The organism is Streptomyces sp. NPDC001941 (assembly GCF_040296945.1).
Lineage (GTDB): Bacteria > Actinomycetota > Actinomycetes > Streptomycetales > Streptomycetaceae > Streptomyces.
Map to the genome: position 1 here is coordinate 1 of NZ_JBEOYE010000048.1, position 13,519 is coordinate 13,519.

12 protein-coding genes are annotated in these 13,519 nt (G+C 74.4%); 7 read left to right on the forward strand and 5 right to left on the reverse strand.

Annotation, left to right across the window (positions count from 1 at the left end):
• Both ftsL and rsmH read right to left on the reverse strand, forming a co-directional pair.
• Positions 1-555 (reverse strand): cell division protein FtsL (gene ftsL / locus ABT160_RS27985; protein ID WP_351650610.1); only part of this gene is annotated, 555 nt, incomplete at its 3' end.
• Positions 552-1,505: a 16S rRNA (cytosine(1402)-N(4))-methyltransferase RsmH gene (gene rsmH, locus ABT160_RS27990; protein ID WP_351650611.1), complete on the reverse strand. Its 954-nt coding sequence runs from the start codon at positions 1,503-1,505 to the stop codon at positions 552-554. The genes rsmH and ftsL, both read right to left, overlap by 4 nt.
• A 335-nt stretch (positions 1,506-1,840) precedes the next feature.
• Between rsmH and ABT160_RS27995 the strand changes: the two genes are divergently transcribed.
• The 4 genes from ABT160_RS27995 to ABT160_RS28010 all read left to right on the forward strand — a co-directional run bounded on the left by ABT160_RS27995 (position 1,841) and on the right by ABT160_RS28010 (position 7,504).
• The gene (locus ABT160_RS27995) at positions 1,841-2,455 is read left to right on the forward strand and encodes a beta-class carbonic anhydrase (protein ID WP_351650612.1); all 615 of its coding nucleotides are present in this window, start codon (positions 1,841-1,843) and stop codon (positions 2,453-2,455) included.
• Positions 2,456-2,670: 215 nt separating this feature from the next.
• Positions 2,671-3,681, forward strand: coding sequence for an AAA family ATPase (locus tag ABT160_RS28000; protein WP_351650613.1), 1,011 nt, complete (start codon positions 2,671-2,673; stop codon positions 3,679-3,681).
• Positions 3,681-5,090, forward strand: coding sequence for a DUF58 domain-containing protein (locus tag ABT160_RS28005; RefSeq protein ID WP_351650614.1), 1,410 nt, complete (start codon positions 3,681-3,683; stop codon positions 5,088-5,090). Before ABT160_RS28000 ends, ABT160_RS28005 begins: the two co-directional genes overlap by 1 nt.
• A complete protein-coding gene (locus ABT160_RS28010; RefSeq protein WP_351650615.1) occupies positions 5,087-7,504 on the forward strand; it encodes a transglutaminase TgpA family protein in 2,418 nt (805 codons plus the stop codon). Before ABT160_RS28005 ends, ABT160_RS28010 begins: the two co-directional genes overlap by 4 nt.
• Before the next feature lie 231 nt (positions 7,505-7,735).
• Here ABT160_RS28010 and ABT160_RS28015 read toward each other — a convergent pair whose 3' ends face one another.
• The 3 genes from ABT160_RS28015 to ABT160_RS28025 all read right to left on the reverse strand — a co-directional run bounded on the left by ABT160_RS28015 (position 7,736) and on the right by ABT160_RS28025 (position 9,768).
• Positions 7,736-8,122, reverse strand: a complete 387-nt coding sequence (locus tag ABT160_RS28015; protein ID WP_351650616.1) for an SCO2097 family morphological protein — start codon at positions 8,120-8,122, stop codon at positions 7,736-7,738.
• A 284-nt stretch (positions 8,123-8,406) separates the two neighbouring features.
• Entirely contained in the window at positions 8,407-9,165 is a 759-nt protein-coding gene (locus ABT160_RS28020) for a methyltransferase (RefSeq protein WP_351650617.1), read from the reverse strand.
• Positions 9,166-9,231: 66 nt separating this feature from the next.
• A complete protein-coding gene (locus tag ABT160_RS28025) occupies positions 9,232-9,768 on the reverse strand; it encodes an SAV_6107 family HEPN domain-containing protein (RefSeq protein ID WP_351650618.1) in 537 nt (178 codons plus the stop codon).
• A gap of 158 nt (positions 9,769-9,926) precedes the next feature.
• On the opposite strand from ABT160_RS28025, the gene ABT160_RS28030 reads away from it, so the two are divergent.
• From ABT160_RS28030 to ABT160_RS28040, 3 genes are read left to right on the forward strand one after another with little or no spacing between them, the layout of a single operon-like run.
• Entirely contained in the window at positions 9,927-10,775 is an 849-nt protein-coding gene (locus tag ABT160_RS28030; RefSeq protein ID WP_351650619.1) for an ATP-binding cassette domain-containing protein, read from the forward strand.
• Positions 10,747-12,828, forward strand: coding sequence for a YhgE/Pip family protein (locus ABT160_RS28035; protein WP_351650620.1), 2,082 nt, complete (start codon positions 10,747-10,749; stop codon positions 12,826-12,828). Before ABT160_RS28030 ends, ABT160_RS28035 begins: the two co-directional genes overlap by 29 nt.
• A gap of 29 nt (positions 12,829-12,857) precedes the next feature.
• A complete protein-coding gene (locus ABT160_RS28040) occupies positions 12,858-13,466 on the forward strand; it encodes a TetR/AcrR family transcriptional regulator (protein WP_351650621.1) in 609 nt (202 codons plus the stop codon).
• Positions 13,467-13,519: the final 53 nt, after the last annotated feature.

A 13,519-nucleotide genomic window follows, 5' to 3' on the forward strand; every position in this document is an offset into this window, starting at 1 on the left:
CTCGGCGGCCGGGGCGCGGCCCGGAGCGGCGGACCGCCCGGCGGCCGGGGCGGCGCCGGACGGCTCCGCGGCGGGCCGCTCGGCGGCGGCGGACGGGGAGGGCCCGGCGGAGCGCGGGGCCCGCGACGGGGCGGGCGGCGGCTCGGGGACGGACTGGAGCGCGGTCTGCGGCGTGGGGTCGGCGGACGGCTCGGCGGCCGGGCTCGGGTCGCCCTTGACCTTGCCGTCGGTGCCGAGGAAGGCGGGGCTGCCGCCGGGGACCATGCCCAGCTCCCGGGCGCGCCGCTCCAGCGCGTCGGGTGCGGAGCGGTCGTCGACGTCGCGCTGGAGGGCCTGCTCCTCGTCGGTGAGCTCGGTGGTCTTGCGCTTGAGCTCGCTGAGCCGGAAGGAGCCCTCGTTGAGGGAGGAGTTGAGCAGCAGCAGCGCGATCAGGCCGCCGCCCAGGAGGAGCACGACGAGCAGGACGAAGGGGGTGCGGGCCGCGGAGCTCGGCCCTTGCGGCATCAGCTGGGCGAGCCGGGCGGCGCGCCCCTTCAGCGGTCCTGCTTTGCTCACACGTCCTCCCGGATGCGTTCCGCGCCCCTCAGACGCGCGGGGGCCGCCCTGCGGTTCTCGGCGACCTCCTCCTCGGTGGGAAGTTCGGCTCCCCGGGTCAGGAGCTTGAGCCTGGGCTGGAACTCCTCGGGCACCACGGGCAGTCCGGCCGGGGCCGTGTTGGCCGCGCCCGCGGCGAAGACCTGCTTGACGATGCGGTCCTCCAGCGACTGGTACGACAGGACGACGACCCGGCCGCCCACGGAGACCGCCCGGACGGCCGCGGGGATGGCGTTCTCGACGGCTTCCAGCTCGCGGTTGACCTCGATGCGCAGGGCCTGGAAGGTGCGCTTGGCGGGGTTGCCGCCGGTGCGCTTGGCGGCCTGCGGCAGGGCGTCGCGGATCAGGTCGACGAGCCGGGCGCTGGTGGTGAAGGGCTCCTTGGCGCGCTCGCGCACGACGGCGGAGACGATCCGCTTGGCCTGCTTCTCCTCGCCGTACGCGCGCAGGATGCGGACCAGTTCGCCGGGCGGGTAGGTGTTGAGGACCTCGGCGGCGCTCATCCCGGTCGTCTGGTCCATGCGCATGTCCAGCGGGGCGTCCTGGGCGTACGCGAAGCCGCGGTCGGCCTCGTCCAGCTGCATGGAGGAGACCCCGAGGTCGAACAGGACGCCCTGGACGCGCGGGGTGCCGAGCCGGGCGAGGACCTCGGGCAGCTCGTCGTAGACGGCGTGCACCAGGGTGGCGCGGTCGCCGAAGGGGGCGAGCCGCTCGCCGGAGAGGCGCAGCGCCTCCTTGTCCCGGTCCAGGGCGACCAGCCGCGCTTCGGGGAACCGGGTGAGCAGGGCCTCGCTGTGGCCGCCGAGCCCCAGGGTGCAGTCGACGACGACGGCGCCCGGCTCGCGCAGGGCCGGGGCCAACATGTCCAGGCACCGCTGGAGCATCACCGGGACGTGTCGGGTGTGGCTCATGCGCCCTCTCAGGTCCGGCGCGGCGTACGCACCGCCGGGTCCCCGCCCGCTCGTAGAAGGGGAGGTGGCCCGCCGACGCCGGGAGGGGGCGCGTCGGCCGACCGGCGAGCGGGAGGAGGCCGAGCCGTACGTACCGCCGCACACACGTGGGGAGAAACTGCCGAAATGCTCGAAGTCTCCGTGAACTCCGCGTCACTTTAGTCCACGGGTCGGCCCGGTCAATCAACCGGCTGGCGCGCCGCGCCGGGCGTCCGCGCGCACCCCGCGGACCGTGCCGCGTCACCCGTACGGCCCCGTCCCGGGGGTGCCTGTGGGTTACCTCACAACAAGCCTCAATGGCGTTCTTTGTCCCCTCTCACAGCAGGCTGCGACCGCCGGTGACCACTACCGTCGTAGGCATGTCGACTTCCGCGCACCCCACCGCCGACGCGATACGCCCGAACGACCCCGAGGGCACGGTCACCGACCGGCTCGTCGAGGCCAACGCCCGCTACGCCGCCGACTTCACCGACCCCGGCATGGACGCCCGTCCCGTGTCCCGCGTCGCCGTGGTGGCCTGCATGGACGCCCGCCTCGACCTGCACGCCGCCCTCGGCCTGCACCTGGGCGACTGCCACACCATCCGCAACGCCGGCGGTGTCGTCACCGACGACGTGATCCGCTCCCTGACCATCAGCCAGCGGGCGCTGGGAACCCGCAGCGTGGTGCTCATCCACCACACCGGCTGCGGCCTGGAGACCCTCACCGAGGAGTTCCGGCACGAGATCGAGATGGAGGTCGGCCAGCGCCCCGCGTGGGCGGTGGAGGCCTTCCGCGACGTCGACCAGGACGTGCGCCAGTCGATGCAGCGGGTGCGCACCTCGCCGTTCCTGCTGCACACCGACGACGTGCGCGGCTTCGTCTTCGACGTGCACACGGGCCTGCTGCGGGAGATCTCCCCCGCCTCCTGAGGCGCGTACGGACCGGTCATCCGACCGGCGAACAATAGCAAGATCGGACATATCGCACCCAGTTGTCCACAGGCGAGTGACACGACCCGGCAACGGCAGAAAGAATGCGGGTGATGACACCTTCCGCGGAACCGTCCGCGGTCGGTGTCCGTGTTCCGGGGTGGGCCGTGCCGACAGTCGTGCGTCGGCCCGCAGCAGTGGCCGAGGAGGGCCGGGTGACCACCTATGACGATCGAGCGAGCCTCGCGGATCTGACCACCACAGCGGAGCGCGTCCGCAGGTCGGTGGAGGGAGTGATCGAGGGCAAGCCCGAGGTCGTCCGGCTCGCGCTGACCGTGCTCCTGGCCGAGGGGCACCTGCTGATCGAGGACGTGCCGGGCGTCGGCAAGACCATGCTGGCCAAGGCGCTGGCCCGGTCCGTCGACTGCTCGGTGCGGCGCATCCAGTTCACGCCGGACCTGCTGCCCTCCGACATCACCGGTGTGTCGATCTACGACCAGCAGCGCCGCGACTTCGAGTTCAAGCCGGGCGCGATCTTCGCGCAGATCGTCATCGGCGACGAGATCAACCGCGCCTCGCCCAAGACCCAGTCCGCCCTCCTGGAGTCCATGGAGGAGCGCCAGGTCACCATCGACGGCCAGACGTACGAGCTGCCCAGCCCGTTCATGGTCGTGGCCACCCAGAACCCGGTCGAGATGGAGGGCACCTACCCGCTGCCCGAGGCCCAGCGCGACCGCTTCATGGCCCGCGTCTCCATCGGCTACCCCAGCGCCGAGGCCGAGCTGCAGATGCTGGACGTGCACGGCGGCGTCTCCCCGCTGGACGACCTCCAGCCGGTGGCCCACGCGCACGACATCGCCAAGCTCATCGACGCCGTGCGCACCGTGCACGTCTCGGACGCCGTCCGCAGGTACGCCGTGGAGCTGGTGGCCGCCACCCGCAGCCACCCCGACCTCAGACTCGGCGCCTCCCCGCGCGCCACCCTGCACCTGCTGCGGGCCGCCAAGGCGTCCGCCGCGCTCAGCGGCCGGGAGTACGCGCTGCCGGACGACCTCCAGGCACTGGCCGTCGCCGTGCTCGCCCACCGCCTGCTGCCCACCGCGCAGGCCCAGCTCAACCGCCGCACCGCCGAGCAGGTCGTCCTGGAGATCCTCCAGGGCACTCCCGTGCCGCAGGCCGGCTCCCCGCTCTACGGCCAGCAGCAGCCCGGCCCCCGGCGGCCGTGATGGCGGCCGGGGCGCCCGCCGCCGAGGACGAGCACAAGGGCGGGCTGCGGGCGGCCCTCGGCGGGCTCACCACCCGGGGCCGCTCCTTCCTCGCCGCCGGAGTGGCCGCCGCGGCCTGCGCGTACGTACTGGGCCAGGGCGACCTGCTGCGCGTCGGGCTGCTGCTCGCGGTGCTGCCCCTGGTCGCCGTCGCCGTGCTCTACCGCACCCGCTACCGGGTCGCCGCCACCCGCAGGCTCTCCCCCCAGCGGGTGCCCGCCGGCTCCGAGGCCCGGGTCCACCTGCGCATGGACAACGTCTCCCGGCTGCCCACCGGACTGCTGATGCTCCAGGACCACGTGCCGTACGTCCTGGGCCCCCGGCCCCGCTTCGTGCTCGACCGGGTCGAGGCGGGCGGCCGGCGCGAGGTCTCCTACCGGGTCCGCTCCGACCTGCGCGGCCGCTATCCGCTCGGCCCGCTCCAGCTGCGGCTGAGCGACCCGTTCGGCATGTGCGAACTGACCCGCTCCTTCAGCGCGTACGACACCCTGACCGTCGTCCCCCGCACCGAGCCGCTGCCGCCGGTGCGGCTGGCCGGCGAGGCCTCCGGGTACGGCGACGGGCGGCAGCGCTCGCTGGCCCTGGCCGGTGAGGACGACGTCATCCCGCGCACCTACCGGCACGGCGACGACCTGCGCCGGGTGCACTGGCGCTCCACCGCGCGCTACGGCGAGCTGATGGTGCGCCGCGAGGAGCAGCCCCAGCGCTCGCGCTGCACCGTGCTGCTCGACACCCGACGGGTGGCCTTCCAGGGCGCGGGCCCCGACTCGGCCTTCGAGTGGGCGGTGTCCGGCGCGGCCTCGGCCCTGGTGCACATGATGGAGCGGGGCTTCGCGGTGCGGCTGCTGACCGACACCGGCAGCTCGGTGCCCGGCGAGGGCGCCGAGGGCTTCGCCGGGACCGGCCACGAGTCCGCCGACTCGACCGGGCTGATGATGGACACCCTCGCGGTCGTCGACCACTCCGACGGCGCCGGGCTCTCCCGCGCGCACGACGTGCTGCGCGGCGGCAACGAGGGACTGCTGGTCGCCTTCTTCGGCGACCTGGACGAGGAGCAGGCCGCGATGGCCGCCCGGCTGCGCCAGCGCAGCGGGGCAGCCGTCGCGTTCGTGCTGGACAGCGGGACCTGGCTGACCGGCGGAGCGGTGGCCGGCGCGGTCGAGGACCGGCTGCGGCGGCTGCGCGAGTCGGGCTGGACGGCGCTGGCCGTGCCGCCCGGCGCCGCGCTGGGCGAGCTGTGGCAGCTCGCGGGACGGGCGGGACGGGAGCAGGCGGGCACCGGCGGCCTCGGCGGGACCGGCTTCTCCGGCTCCACCGAGTCCTACGGGTCCTCCCCCGGGCCCCGGGCGAGTGCGGAGGGCTGGTCATGAGCGGTCGCGGGAGGCTGACGCTGTGCGCGCTGGCCGCCACCCTGATGGCGGCGGGCGCCCTGCTCCCGCTGGTGGACCCGGCCACCTGGATCCTGCAGGCCGCGTTCCTGGTCGCCGTGCAGAGCGGCGTGGGCGCGCTTGCCCGGCGGGTGCCGCTGGCCCGGCCGCTGACCGTGCTGGCGCAGGCCCTGGTCAGCCTGCTGCTGCTCACCCTGCTGTTCGCCCGGGACCGCGCGGTCGCCGGGGTGCTGCCCGGGCCCGACACCTTCGTCCGGTTCGGCGAGCTGCTCCGGGCCGGCGGCAACGACGTGGCGACGTACATGATCCCGGCGCCCGACACCCCCGGCATCCGGCTGATGGTGGTCGGCGGCGTGGTGGTCATCGGGCTCGCCGTGGACGCCCTCGCCGTCACCTTCCGCAGCGCCGCGCCCGCGGGACTGCCGCTGCTCGCGCTGTACTCGGTCGCCGCGGGCCTGGCCGGCGGCGGCAGCGGCTGGCTGTGGTTCCTGCTGGCCGCCGCCGGGTACCTGCTGCTCCTGCTCGCCGAGGGCCGCGACCGGCTCTCCCAGTGGGGCCGGGTCTTCGGCGGGGCGCCCCGGCGCGACACCCCCGGGTTCGACCTCGCGGGCGGCGGCTCGGCCACCGCGCCGGTGCGCACCGGCCGTCGCATCGGAGCGGTCGCCCTGGGCATCGCCCTGGCCGTGCCCGCCGTGCTGCCCTCGCTGGAGGGCGGCCTGCTCGGCGGCAGCGGACCGGGCTCGGGCCGCGGGGGCGGCGGCACGATCTCCGCGGTCAACCCGCTGGTCTCACTGCAGGACAACCTCAACCAGCCGGAGAACCGCGAGGTCCTGAAGTACCAGACCAACGCGGCGGACACCTCGGACATGTACCTGCGCCTGGTGGCGCTGGACCAGTTCGACGGCACCTCCTGGAAGTCCTCCGAGCGGCCGATCAAGGACGTGCCCGAACGGCTGCCCACGCCGGACGGCCTGGCCCCGGACGTGGACACCACGGAGGTCGTGACGAACCTGTCGGCCGCGCCCTCGTACCAGCAGAAGTGGCTGCCGATGCCGTACCCGGCCACCCAGGTGAAGGTCCCGGGCCGCTGGCGGTACGAACCGGCCGGGCGGATGCTCGTCGGCGACGACAAGCAGGACACCGGCGGGGTGAAGTACACGGTGACCAGCCTCGCCGTGCGGCCCAGCCCGCAGCAGCTGGCCTCGGCCCCGCGGGCGCGGGCCTCGGTGGTCAAGGAGTACACCCGGGTCCCCGAATCACTGCCCCAGGACGTGCGGGCGACGGCGCTCCAGGTGACCCGGGGGGCGCGCGACGACTACGAGCGGGCGGTCAAGCTCCAGGACTGGTTCGCCGTCAGCGGCGGCTTCACCTACGACACCCAGGTGTCCTCGGGCAGCGGCTCCTCCGCCATCTCGCGGTTCCTCAAGGACAAGCGGGGCTTCTGCGTCCACTTCTCCTTCTCGATGGCGTCGATGGCCCGCACGCTGGGCATCCCGGCACGGGTGGCGGTCGGCTTCACCCCGGGCACCCCGCTGTCCGACGGCGTGATGTCGGTGGGGCTGCGCGACGCGCACGCCTGGCCCGAGCTGTACTTCGAGGGCGTGGGCTGGACCCGGTTCGAGCCCACGCCGACCCGGGGCACCATGCCCGCGTACACCCAGGAGCAGGCGCCGTCCGACGGGGCCAGCGACCCGGCGCAGCCGTCGGCCAGCAGCTCGGCGCAGCCCTCGGCGAAGCCGTCCGTGTCGGACAGCTGCCCGCCCGAGGCGCGCCGCGCCGGTGACTGCGGCGAGGCCGCGGCCCCGGGCGCCGCGGGCCCGGGCGACCCCGGCCTCCCGCTCGGCCCGCTGCTGTGGGGGGTGCTGGGCGCGGTGCTGCTGGTCGGGGTGCCGCTGCTGCCGATGGTGTGGCGCTCACGGGTACGGGCCGCGCGGCTCGGCTCGCCCGGGCGCACCCCGCGCGAGACGGCCACCCGGGTGCTGGCCGCCTGGCGGGAGGTCGTGGACACCGCCTGGGACCACGGGATCCTGCCCGACGAGTCGCGGACGCCGCGCAGCACGGCCGAGCGGATCGTCCGGCTGGGACGGCTGGACGGGGAGGCCGCCGAGGCGGTGCACCGGGTGGCGTCCGCGGTGGAGCAGGTGCTGTACGCGCCCCGGCCCCGTCCGGTGTCCGGCCTCACGGAGGACGCCCGGCTGGTACGGGAGGGCCTGCGGGCCCCCCTGGGCCGCCCGGCCCGGCTGCGGGCCCTGCTCGCCCCGCGCTCGGCCGTCCGGGTGGTGTGGGGCGCGTCGGACCGCTGGACGGCGACGACCGCCCGCTGGTCGAGGCGCCGCACGTCCCTGCTGACCCGCCTCCCGTCCCTGCCCCACCGCCCATCCCGCCAACGCAGCTGAGGCCTGCGGGGGGGTGCGGGGCGGGCCCGCGGGTGCGGGCACTCGTGGCCCGGGGGGGCTTGCGGGGGCCTGTGGCCTGGGAGCGGCTCTGCGGGGCGGGGCCTGCGAGCGTTCGTGGCCCGGGGCGCGCAGACGGGAGTGGGCGGCGCACACGGCGTTCGGGGTGCGCGGACGCGTGAGGGGTGGCCGCGGTGTGCGCGGTCACCCCTCACGGCGTGAAGTCCGGTGCTGTCAGTAGCCCTGCTCGTCACGGCGACGCTGCCACCGCTGCTCGATCCGGTCCATCATCGACCGGCGCTGCCTGGCCTGCGTGCGAGCCGCGCCCCCGAGGGCCTGCTCGCCCGGCTTGGGCGCCTTGCGCCAGCCGGTGACCGCCAGGACCGCGCAGCCGAGCATGACGAGGAACCCCACCACGCTGAGCCAGATCGCCTGCGCGACCATTCCGGCCATGAGGAGCGCGATACCCACCAGAAAGCCTGCGACCGCCTGGTAGACCCGTCGCCGGGTGTACGTACGCAGCCCGCTTCCCTCGAGCGCTGTCGCGAACTTGGGATCTTCGGCGTACAGCGCTCGCTCCATCTGCTCGAGCATTCGCTGCTCGTGCTCCGAGAGCGGCACGGAGTCCTCCTCGTCGTCGGTCGCGGGGGGCGACCGGTATGCGGCCCTTCCAGGATAGGCAGGGAATCGCCCCCGTGAAACCCGCCCTCTACGCCAATTCGCCATTCGGGCCGCCACGACGGCCCGGCTGGTGAGGCGTTGATTCCCCGACCTCCGATCCGTCATGCCGGATGGTGTCCCCCGATCATACGGGGATACCGGCGGGATCGGGGGGCCTGTGGCGCACTCCATGTACGGCTGCGCCGCTGATCAGCCCCTCGGTCGAGTGCCCCTCCCGGCGGCGCTCAAGCGCTCCGCTCGCCGAGCACGTGCAGCTGGGTGGCGACCGAGTGGAAGGCGGGCAGCTCGGCGGCGGCGGCCTCCAGCTGGAGCAGGGCCTCCACGGCGCCCGGCGCGGTGTCCACCAGGACCCCGGGGACCAGGTCCGCGAACACCCGTACGCCGTGCACCGCGCCGACCTCGACGCCGGCCCCGGTGACCAGGGCGGTGAGCTGGTCGGCGGTGAAGCGGCGCGGCACGGGGTCACCCTCGCCCCATCGGCCGTCCGGGTCGCCGAGGGCCTGGCGGGCCTCGGTGAAGTGGCCGGCGAGGGCGCGGGCGAGGACCGCGCCGCCCAGTCCGGCGGCCAGCAGGCTCAGGGCGCCGTCGGGGCGCAGGGCCTGGACCGCGTTGCGCACGCCTTCGGCCGGGTCGTCCACGTACTCCAGGACGCCGTGGCACAGCACCGCGTCGTACCCCTCGCGCGCGACCACGTCGAACAGGCCGCTGATGTCGCCCTGCACCCCGCTGACCCGCTCGGCGACCCCGGCCTCGGCGGCCCGGCGCTCCAGCGCGAAGAGCGCGTTGGGGCTCGGGTCGACCACCGTGACGCGGTGGCCGAGCCGGGCGACCGGCACGGCGAAGTTGCCGCTGCCGCCGCCGGTGTCCAGGACGTCCAGGCTGTCTTGACCGGTCGCCTTGACCCGGCGCTCCAGGGCGTCCTTGAGGACGTCCCACACCACGGCGGTACGAAGGGAGGCGCGGGGGCGCTGCGGGTCCGGCACGGCGGTTGACTCCTCGGCGACGGGTACGAACGGTCCCCACCCTATGGCCTCGCCCCCGCTCCCCCGTCACCCCGCGACGTCGTCCGCCTCCACCTCCGTCGTCCGGGGCCTGGGCAGGGCGGGCTGGAGCACCAGCATGCGCTCCACCAGGCGCAGGAACACCGCGGCGTCGCGCAGCAGGTCGTCCGCCTCACGGGCGCTCGCTGCGTTGCGGATGCCGGCCTCGGCGCGGGCCCGGCGGGCCGCCCCGGAGGCGAACAGGGCGCTCCACTCGGTCAGTTCGGGGGCTATCTCGGGCAGGACCTCCCACGCGCTGCGGATCCGGGCGCGCTTGCGGGGGGTGGGTTCGGGGCGGCCGCGGGCGGCGAGGACGGCCGCGGCGGTGCGCAGGGCGGCCAGGTGCGCGGTGGCGTACCGCTCGTTGGGGAAGGGGAGGGCCGCGGCCTCGTCCAGGCCGTGCCGGGCCTGGGCGAGCAGGTCGAGGGCGGCGGGCGGGGCGGTGGCCCGCCTGGTGACGGGGTGGACGTCGCTCGCCGGTCCGGTCAGTGAGGGGGCAGGGCCGGTGGCGCGGCGCCGGTGCGCGGCTGCGTGCGAGCTGGCCATGACGAACCTCCTGTCGTCGGGTGACGGCACTGTGGCCGTATGTGTCCATGGTGGGGGCCACCACTGACAATCGGCCCTGACCTGGGACTTTGCCTCGGACAGCGGTTCGGGATAGTTTTTGCACTGACTGGTCAGTTCAAAATCTGGGGGGAGTGGGCGTGGACAGCACCGCGTCAGCCCCGGGTGCCTCGGTCGTCGCCGAGGGATTCGGGCTCAAGGGACCGCGCGGCTGGGCGTTCCGCGGCGTGGACGTCACGGCGGGGCCCGGCGCCCTGGTCGCCGTCGAGGGGCCGTCCGGCACGGGCCGCACCTGCCTGCTGCTCGCCCTCACCGGCCGGATGAAGCCCACCGAGGGCCGGGCCGAGGTCGGACACCTGGCGCTGCCCCGCAAGATGGCGGCCGTACGCCGGATCAGCGCGCTCGGGCACGTGGCCGGGGTCAGCGAGCTCGAACCGGCCCTCACCGTCGCCGAGCACCTGCGTGAACGGGTGCTGCTCCAGCGCCGGTTCGGCGGCTCGCTGCGCGCCCTGCTGCGCCCGCGCGCCGAGCGCCGGGCCGCCGCGCGCGAGCGGATCGACACCGCGCTGGCCGCCGCCGGGCTCGACCTGGACTCCCTGCCCAAGGGCGAGCGCACCGCGGTGCGCGACCTGGAGCGCCTGGAGGCCCTGCGCCTGTCGCTGGCCCTGGCGCTGATCGGGCGGCCCCGCCTGCTGGGCGTGGACGACGCGGACCTGAAGCTGTCCGACGCGGACCGGGCGACCGCCTGGGCCCAGCTGCGGGCGATCGCCGAGGGCGGCACCACCGTGCTGGCCGTGTGCAGCGAGGCGCCCGCCGACGCCGTGGTCGTACGGACCGGAGCCCCCAGCGGGACCGCCGAGCCCGCGAAGACGGCGGGAACCACGGAGAACGCGAAGACGGCGGAGCCCGCGGAGAACACGAAGACCGCGAAGACCGCGAAGACCGAGGAGGGGGCGGCCGATGCGCTCGCCGAAACTGGCCGCGCTTGAGCTCAAGCGCTTCGGCAGGGGGAAGCTGCCGCGCGCCGCGCTCGTCGCGATCCTGCTGCTGCCGCTGCTGTACGGCGCGCTGTACCTGTGGTCCTTCTGGGACCCGTACGGCCGTCTGGACCGGATACCCGTGGCCCTGGTGAACGCCGACAAGGGCGCCACCGCACAGGGCCAGAAGCTCGCCGCGGGCGACGAGATCACCAAGAAGCTGCTCGACAGCGAGGTCTTCGACTGGCACGAGGTCGACGCCGAACAGGCGCGCGAGGGCGTCGAGGACGGTACGTACTACCTCTCGCTGACCATGCCCGAGGACTTCAGCGAGCGGATCGCCTCCAGCTCCGGTGACGCGCCGGAGACCGGCGCGCTCCAGGTGCGCACCAACGACGCGAACAACTACATCGTCGGGCAGATCTCCCGCTCGGTCTTCTCCGAGGTGCGCACCGCCGCCTCCACCAAGTCCTCGCGCTCGTTCCTCGACAAGATCTTCATCTCCTTCTCCGACATCCACGACGCCACGGCGAAGGCCGCCAAGGGCGCCGACGACCTCAAGGACGGGGTCGGCAAGGCGAAGAAGGGCTCCAAGGACCTCGCCGACGGGCTGAAGGACGCCAAGGACGGCAGCGGGAAGCTGGCGGGCGGCCTGAAGAAGCTCAACCAGGGCGCGGGCGACCTGGAGTCCGGCTCCCGGCAGGTCGCCGACGGCACCCGGCTGCTGGCCGGCAAGGTCAACGGCGTGGCCGACCAGGTCCGTCCGTACCTCAAGGACAACGGCGAGCAGATCGGCGACGCCGCCCGGCTGGTCTCCGACTCCTCCAAGGCGATCCGGCACGACCTCAAGGAGCTCGTGAAGGGCGCGCCGCTGGCGCGGACGGCCGCGCACAAGGCGGCCGACGACCTGGCCGCCACCTACCAGGACCTGTGCACGCCGGACGACGGCTCCAAGGTCTGCGCGGGCCTGGCGCACGCCAAGGAGTCGGCGGCGAACGTCGCCAAGGTCGCCGACGACCTGCACGAGCTGACCAAGGACAACGCGGGCGACCTCGCCACCCTCGACCGGCAGCTCGCCGACCTGCAGAAGAAGGCCGACGCGCTGGCGAAGCGGGCACCGCGCCTGGACGACGACCTCAAGAACGCGGTCGGCCAGGTCAACGAGCTGAACACCGGTGCCCACAAGGTCGCCGACGGGGCCCGCAAGCTGCACGCGGGGCTGGGTGACGCCAAGAGCGGCTCCACCGACCTGGACACGGGCGTGGGCAAGCTGGAGAAGGGCGCGGTCCAGCTGGACGGCGGCATGTTCAAGCTCGCCGACGGCTCCAACCAGCTCGCCGAGGGCCTGGGCAGCGGCGTGGCCAAGATCCCGGACTACGACAAGGACGCCCGGGACCGCCGTACCGAGGTGATGGCCGACCCGGTCAAGCTGGCCTCGCAGTCGCTGCACAAGGCGCCCAACTACGGCACCGGCTTCGCGCCGTACTTCATCCCGCTCTCCCTGTGGGTGGGCGCCATGGTGGCGTACATGCTGATCGCGCCGCTCAACAAGCGCGCGCTGGCGGCGGGCGCCTCGCCCTGGCGGATCGCGCTGGCCGGCTGGCTGCCGGTGGCCGCGCTCGGCGTGGCCCAGGTGGCCGCGCTGATCGCGGTGCTGCACTGGGCGCTGGGCCTGCAGATGGCCAGGGCGGCGGGCACGGTCGGGTTCCTGTTCCTGGTGACCTGCTGCTTCGCGGCGATCATCCAGCTCCTCAACGCCAAGTTCGGCGCGGCGGGCCGGATCCTGGTGCTCGCGCTGCTGATGCTCCAGCTGACCTCGGCCGGGGGCACGTACCCCGTCCAGACCAGTCCGGGCTTCTTCAACGCCATCCACCCCTACCTGCCGATGACCCACGTGGTCGAGGCGCTGCGGCGGCTGATCACCGGCGGCGGCCTGGGCCCGGTGTGGACGGCCTGCGCGGTCCTGGGGGCCTTCACCCTCGGCTCGCTGCTGCTGACCGCCCTGTCGGCCCGGCAGCGCCAGGTGTGGACGCTGGACAAGCTCCACCCCGAGCTGAGCCTGTGAGAGGGGCCGGGCCTGTGAGAATCGACGCCATGGACAGCAGCAGCACCAGACGGCAGGCCACGCGCGCGAAGCTCTACGAAGCGGCCGTGACGCTCATCGCCGAGCAGGGGTTCTCGGCGACGACCGTCGACGAGATCGCCGAGCGCGCCGGGGTCGCCAAGGGCACGGTCTACTACAACTTCAAGAGCAAGACCGAACTCTTCGAGGAACTGCTGCGGCACGGCGTCGGCCTGCTGACCTCGTCCCTGCGCACGGCGGCGGACGGGACGGCGGAGCGCGGCGGCACCCGGGTCGAGGCGCTGGACGCGATGATCAGGGCCGGTCTGGTCTTCATCGACCGCTACCCGGCGTTCACCCAGCTGTACGTCGCCGAGCTGTGGCGCACCAACCGGGCCTGGCAGTCGACCCTCCTGGTGGTCCGCCAGGAGGCGGTCGCCGTCGTCGAGACGGTGCTGCGCGAGGGGGTCGCGGCCGGGGAGCTGAGCGAGGAGATCGACGTCCAGCTGACGGCGGCGGCGCTGGTCGGGATGGTGCTGGTGGCCGCCCTGGACTGGCAGGCCTTCCAGCCGGAGCGCTCCCTGGACGACGTGCACGCGGCGCTGTCCCGGCTGCTGCACGGACGGGTGAGCGGCGGCTGAGCCGCCCCCGGGGCCCCGGTCCCCGGGACCGGAACACGGAAAAGGGGCCGTCC

Bases quoted from the DNA above. Each gene is read 5' to 3' on its own strand.
- rsmH (WP_351650611.1), bottom strand. From the start codon at position 1,505: ATGAGCCACACCCGACACGTCCCGGTGATGCTCCAGCGGTGCCTGGAC.
- ABT160_RS27995 (WP_351650612.1), top strand. From the start codon at position 1,841: ATGGCGTTCTTTGTCCCCTCTCACAGCAGGCTGCGACCGCCGGTGACC.
- ABT160_RS28005 (WP_351650614.1), top strand. From the start codon at position 3,681: ATGGCGGCCGGGGCGCCCGCCGCCGAGGACGAGCACAAGGGCGGGCTG.
- ABT160_RS28010 (WP_351650615.1), top strand. From the start codon at position 5,087: ATGAGCGGTCGCGGGAGGCTGACGCTGTGCGCGCTGGCCGCCACCCTG.
- ABT160_RS28025 (WP_351650618.1), bottom strand. From the start codon at position 9,768: ATGGCCAGCTCGCACGCAGCCGCGCACCGGCGCCGCGCCACCGGCCCT.
- ABT160_RS28035 (WP_351650620.1), top strand. From the start codon at position 10,747: ATGCGCTCGCCGAAACTGGCCGCGCTTGAGCTCAAGCGCTTCGGCAGG.
- ABT160_RS28040 (WP_351650621.1), top strand. From the start codon at position 12,858: ATGGACAGCAGCAGCACCAGACGGCAGGCCACGCGCGCGAAGCTCTAC.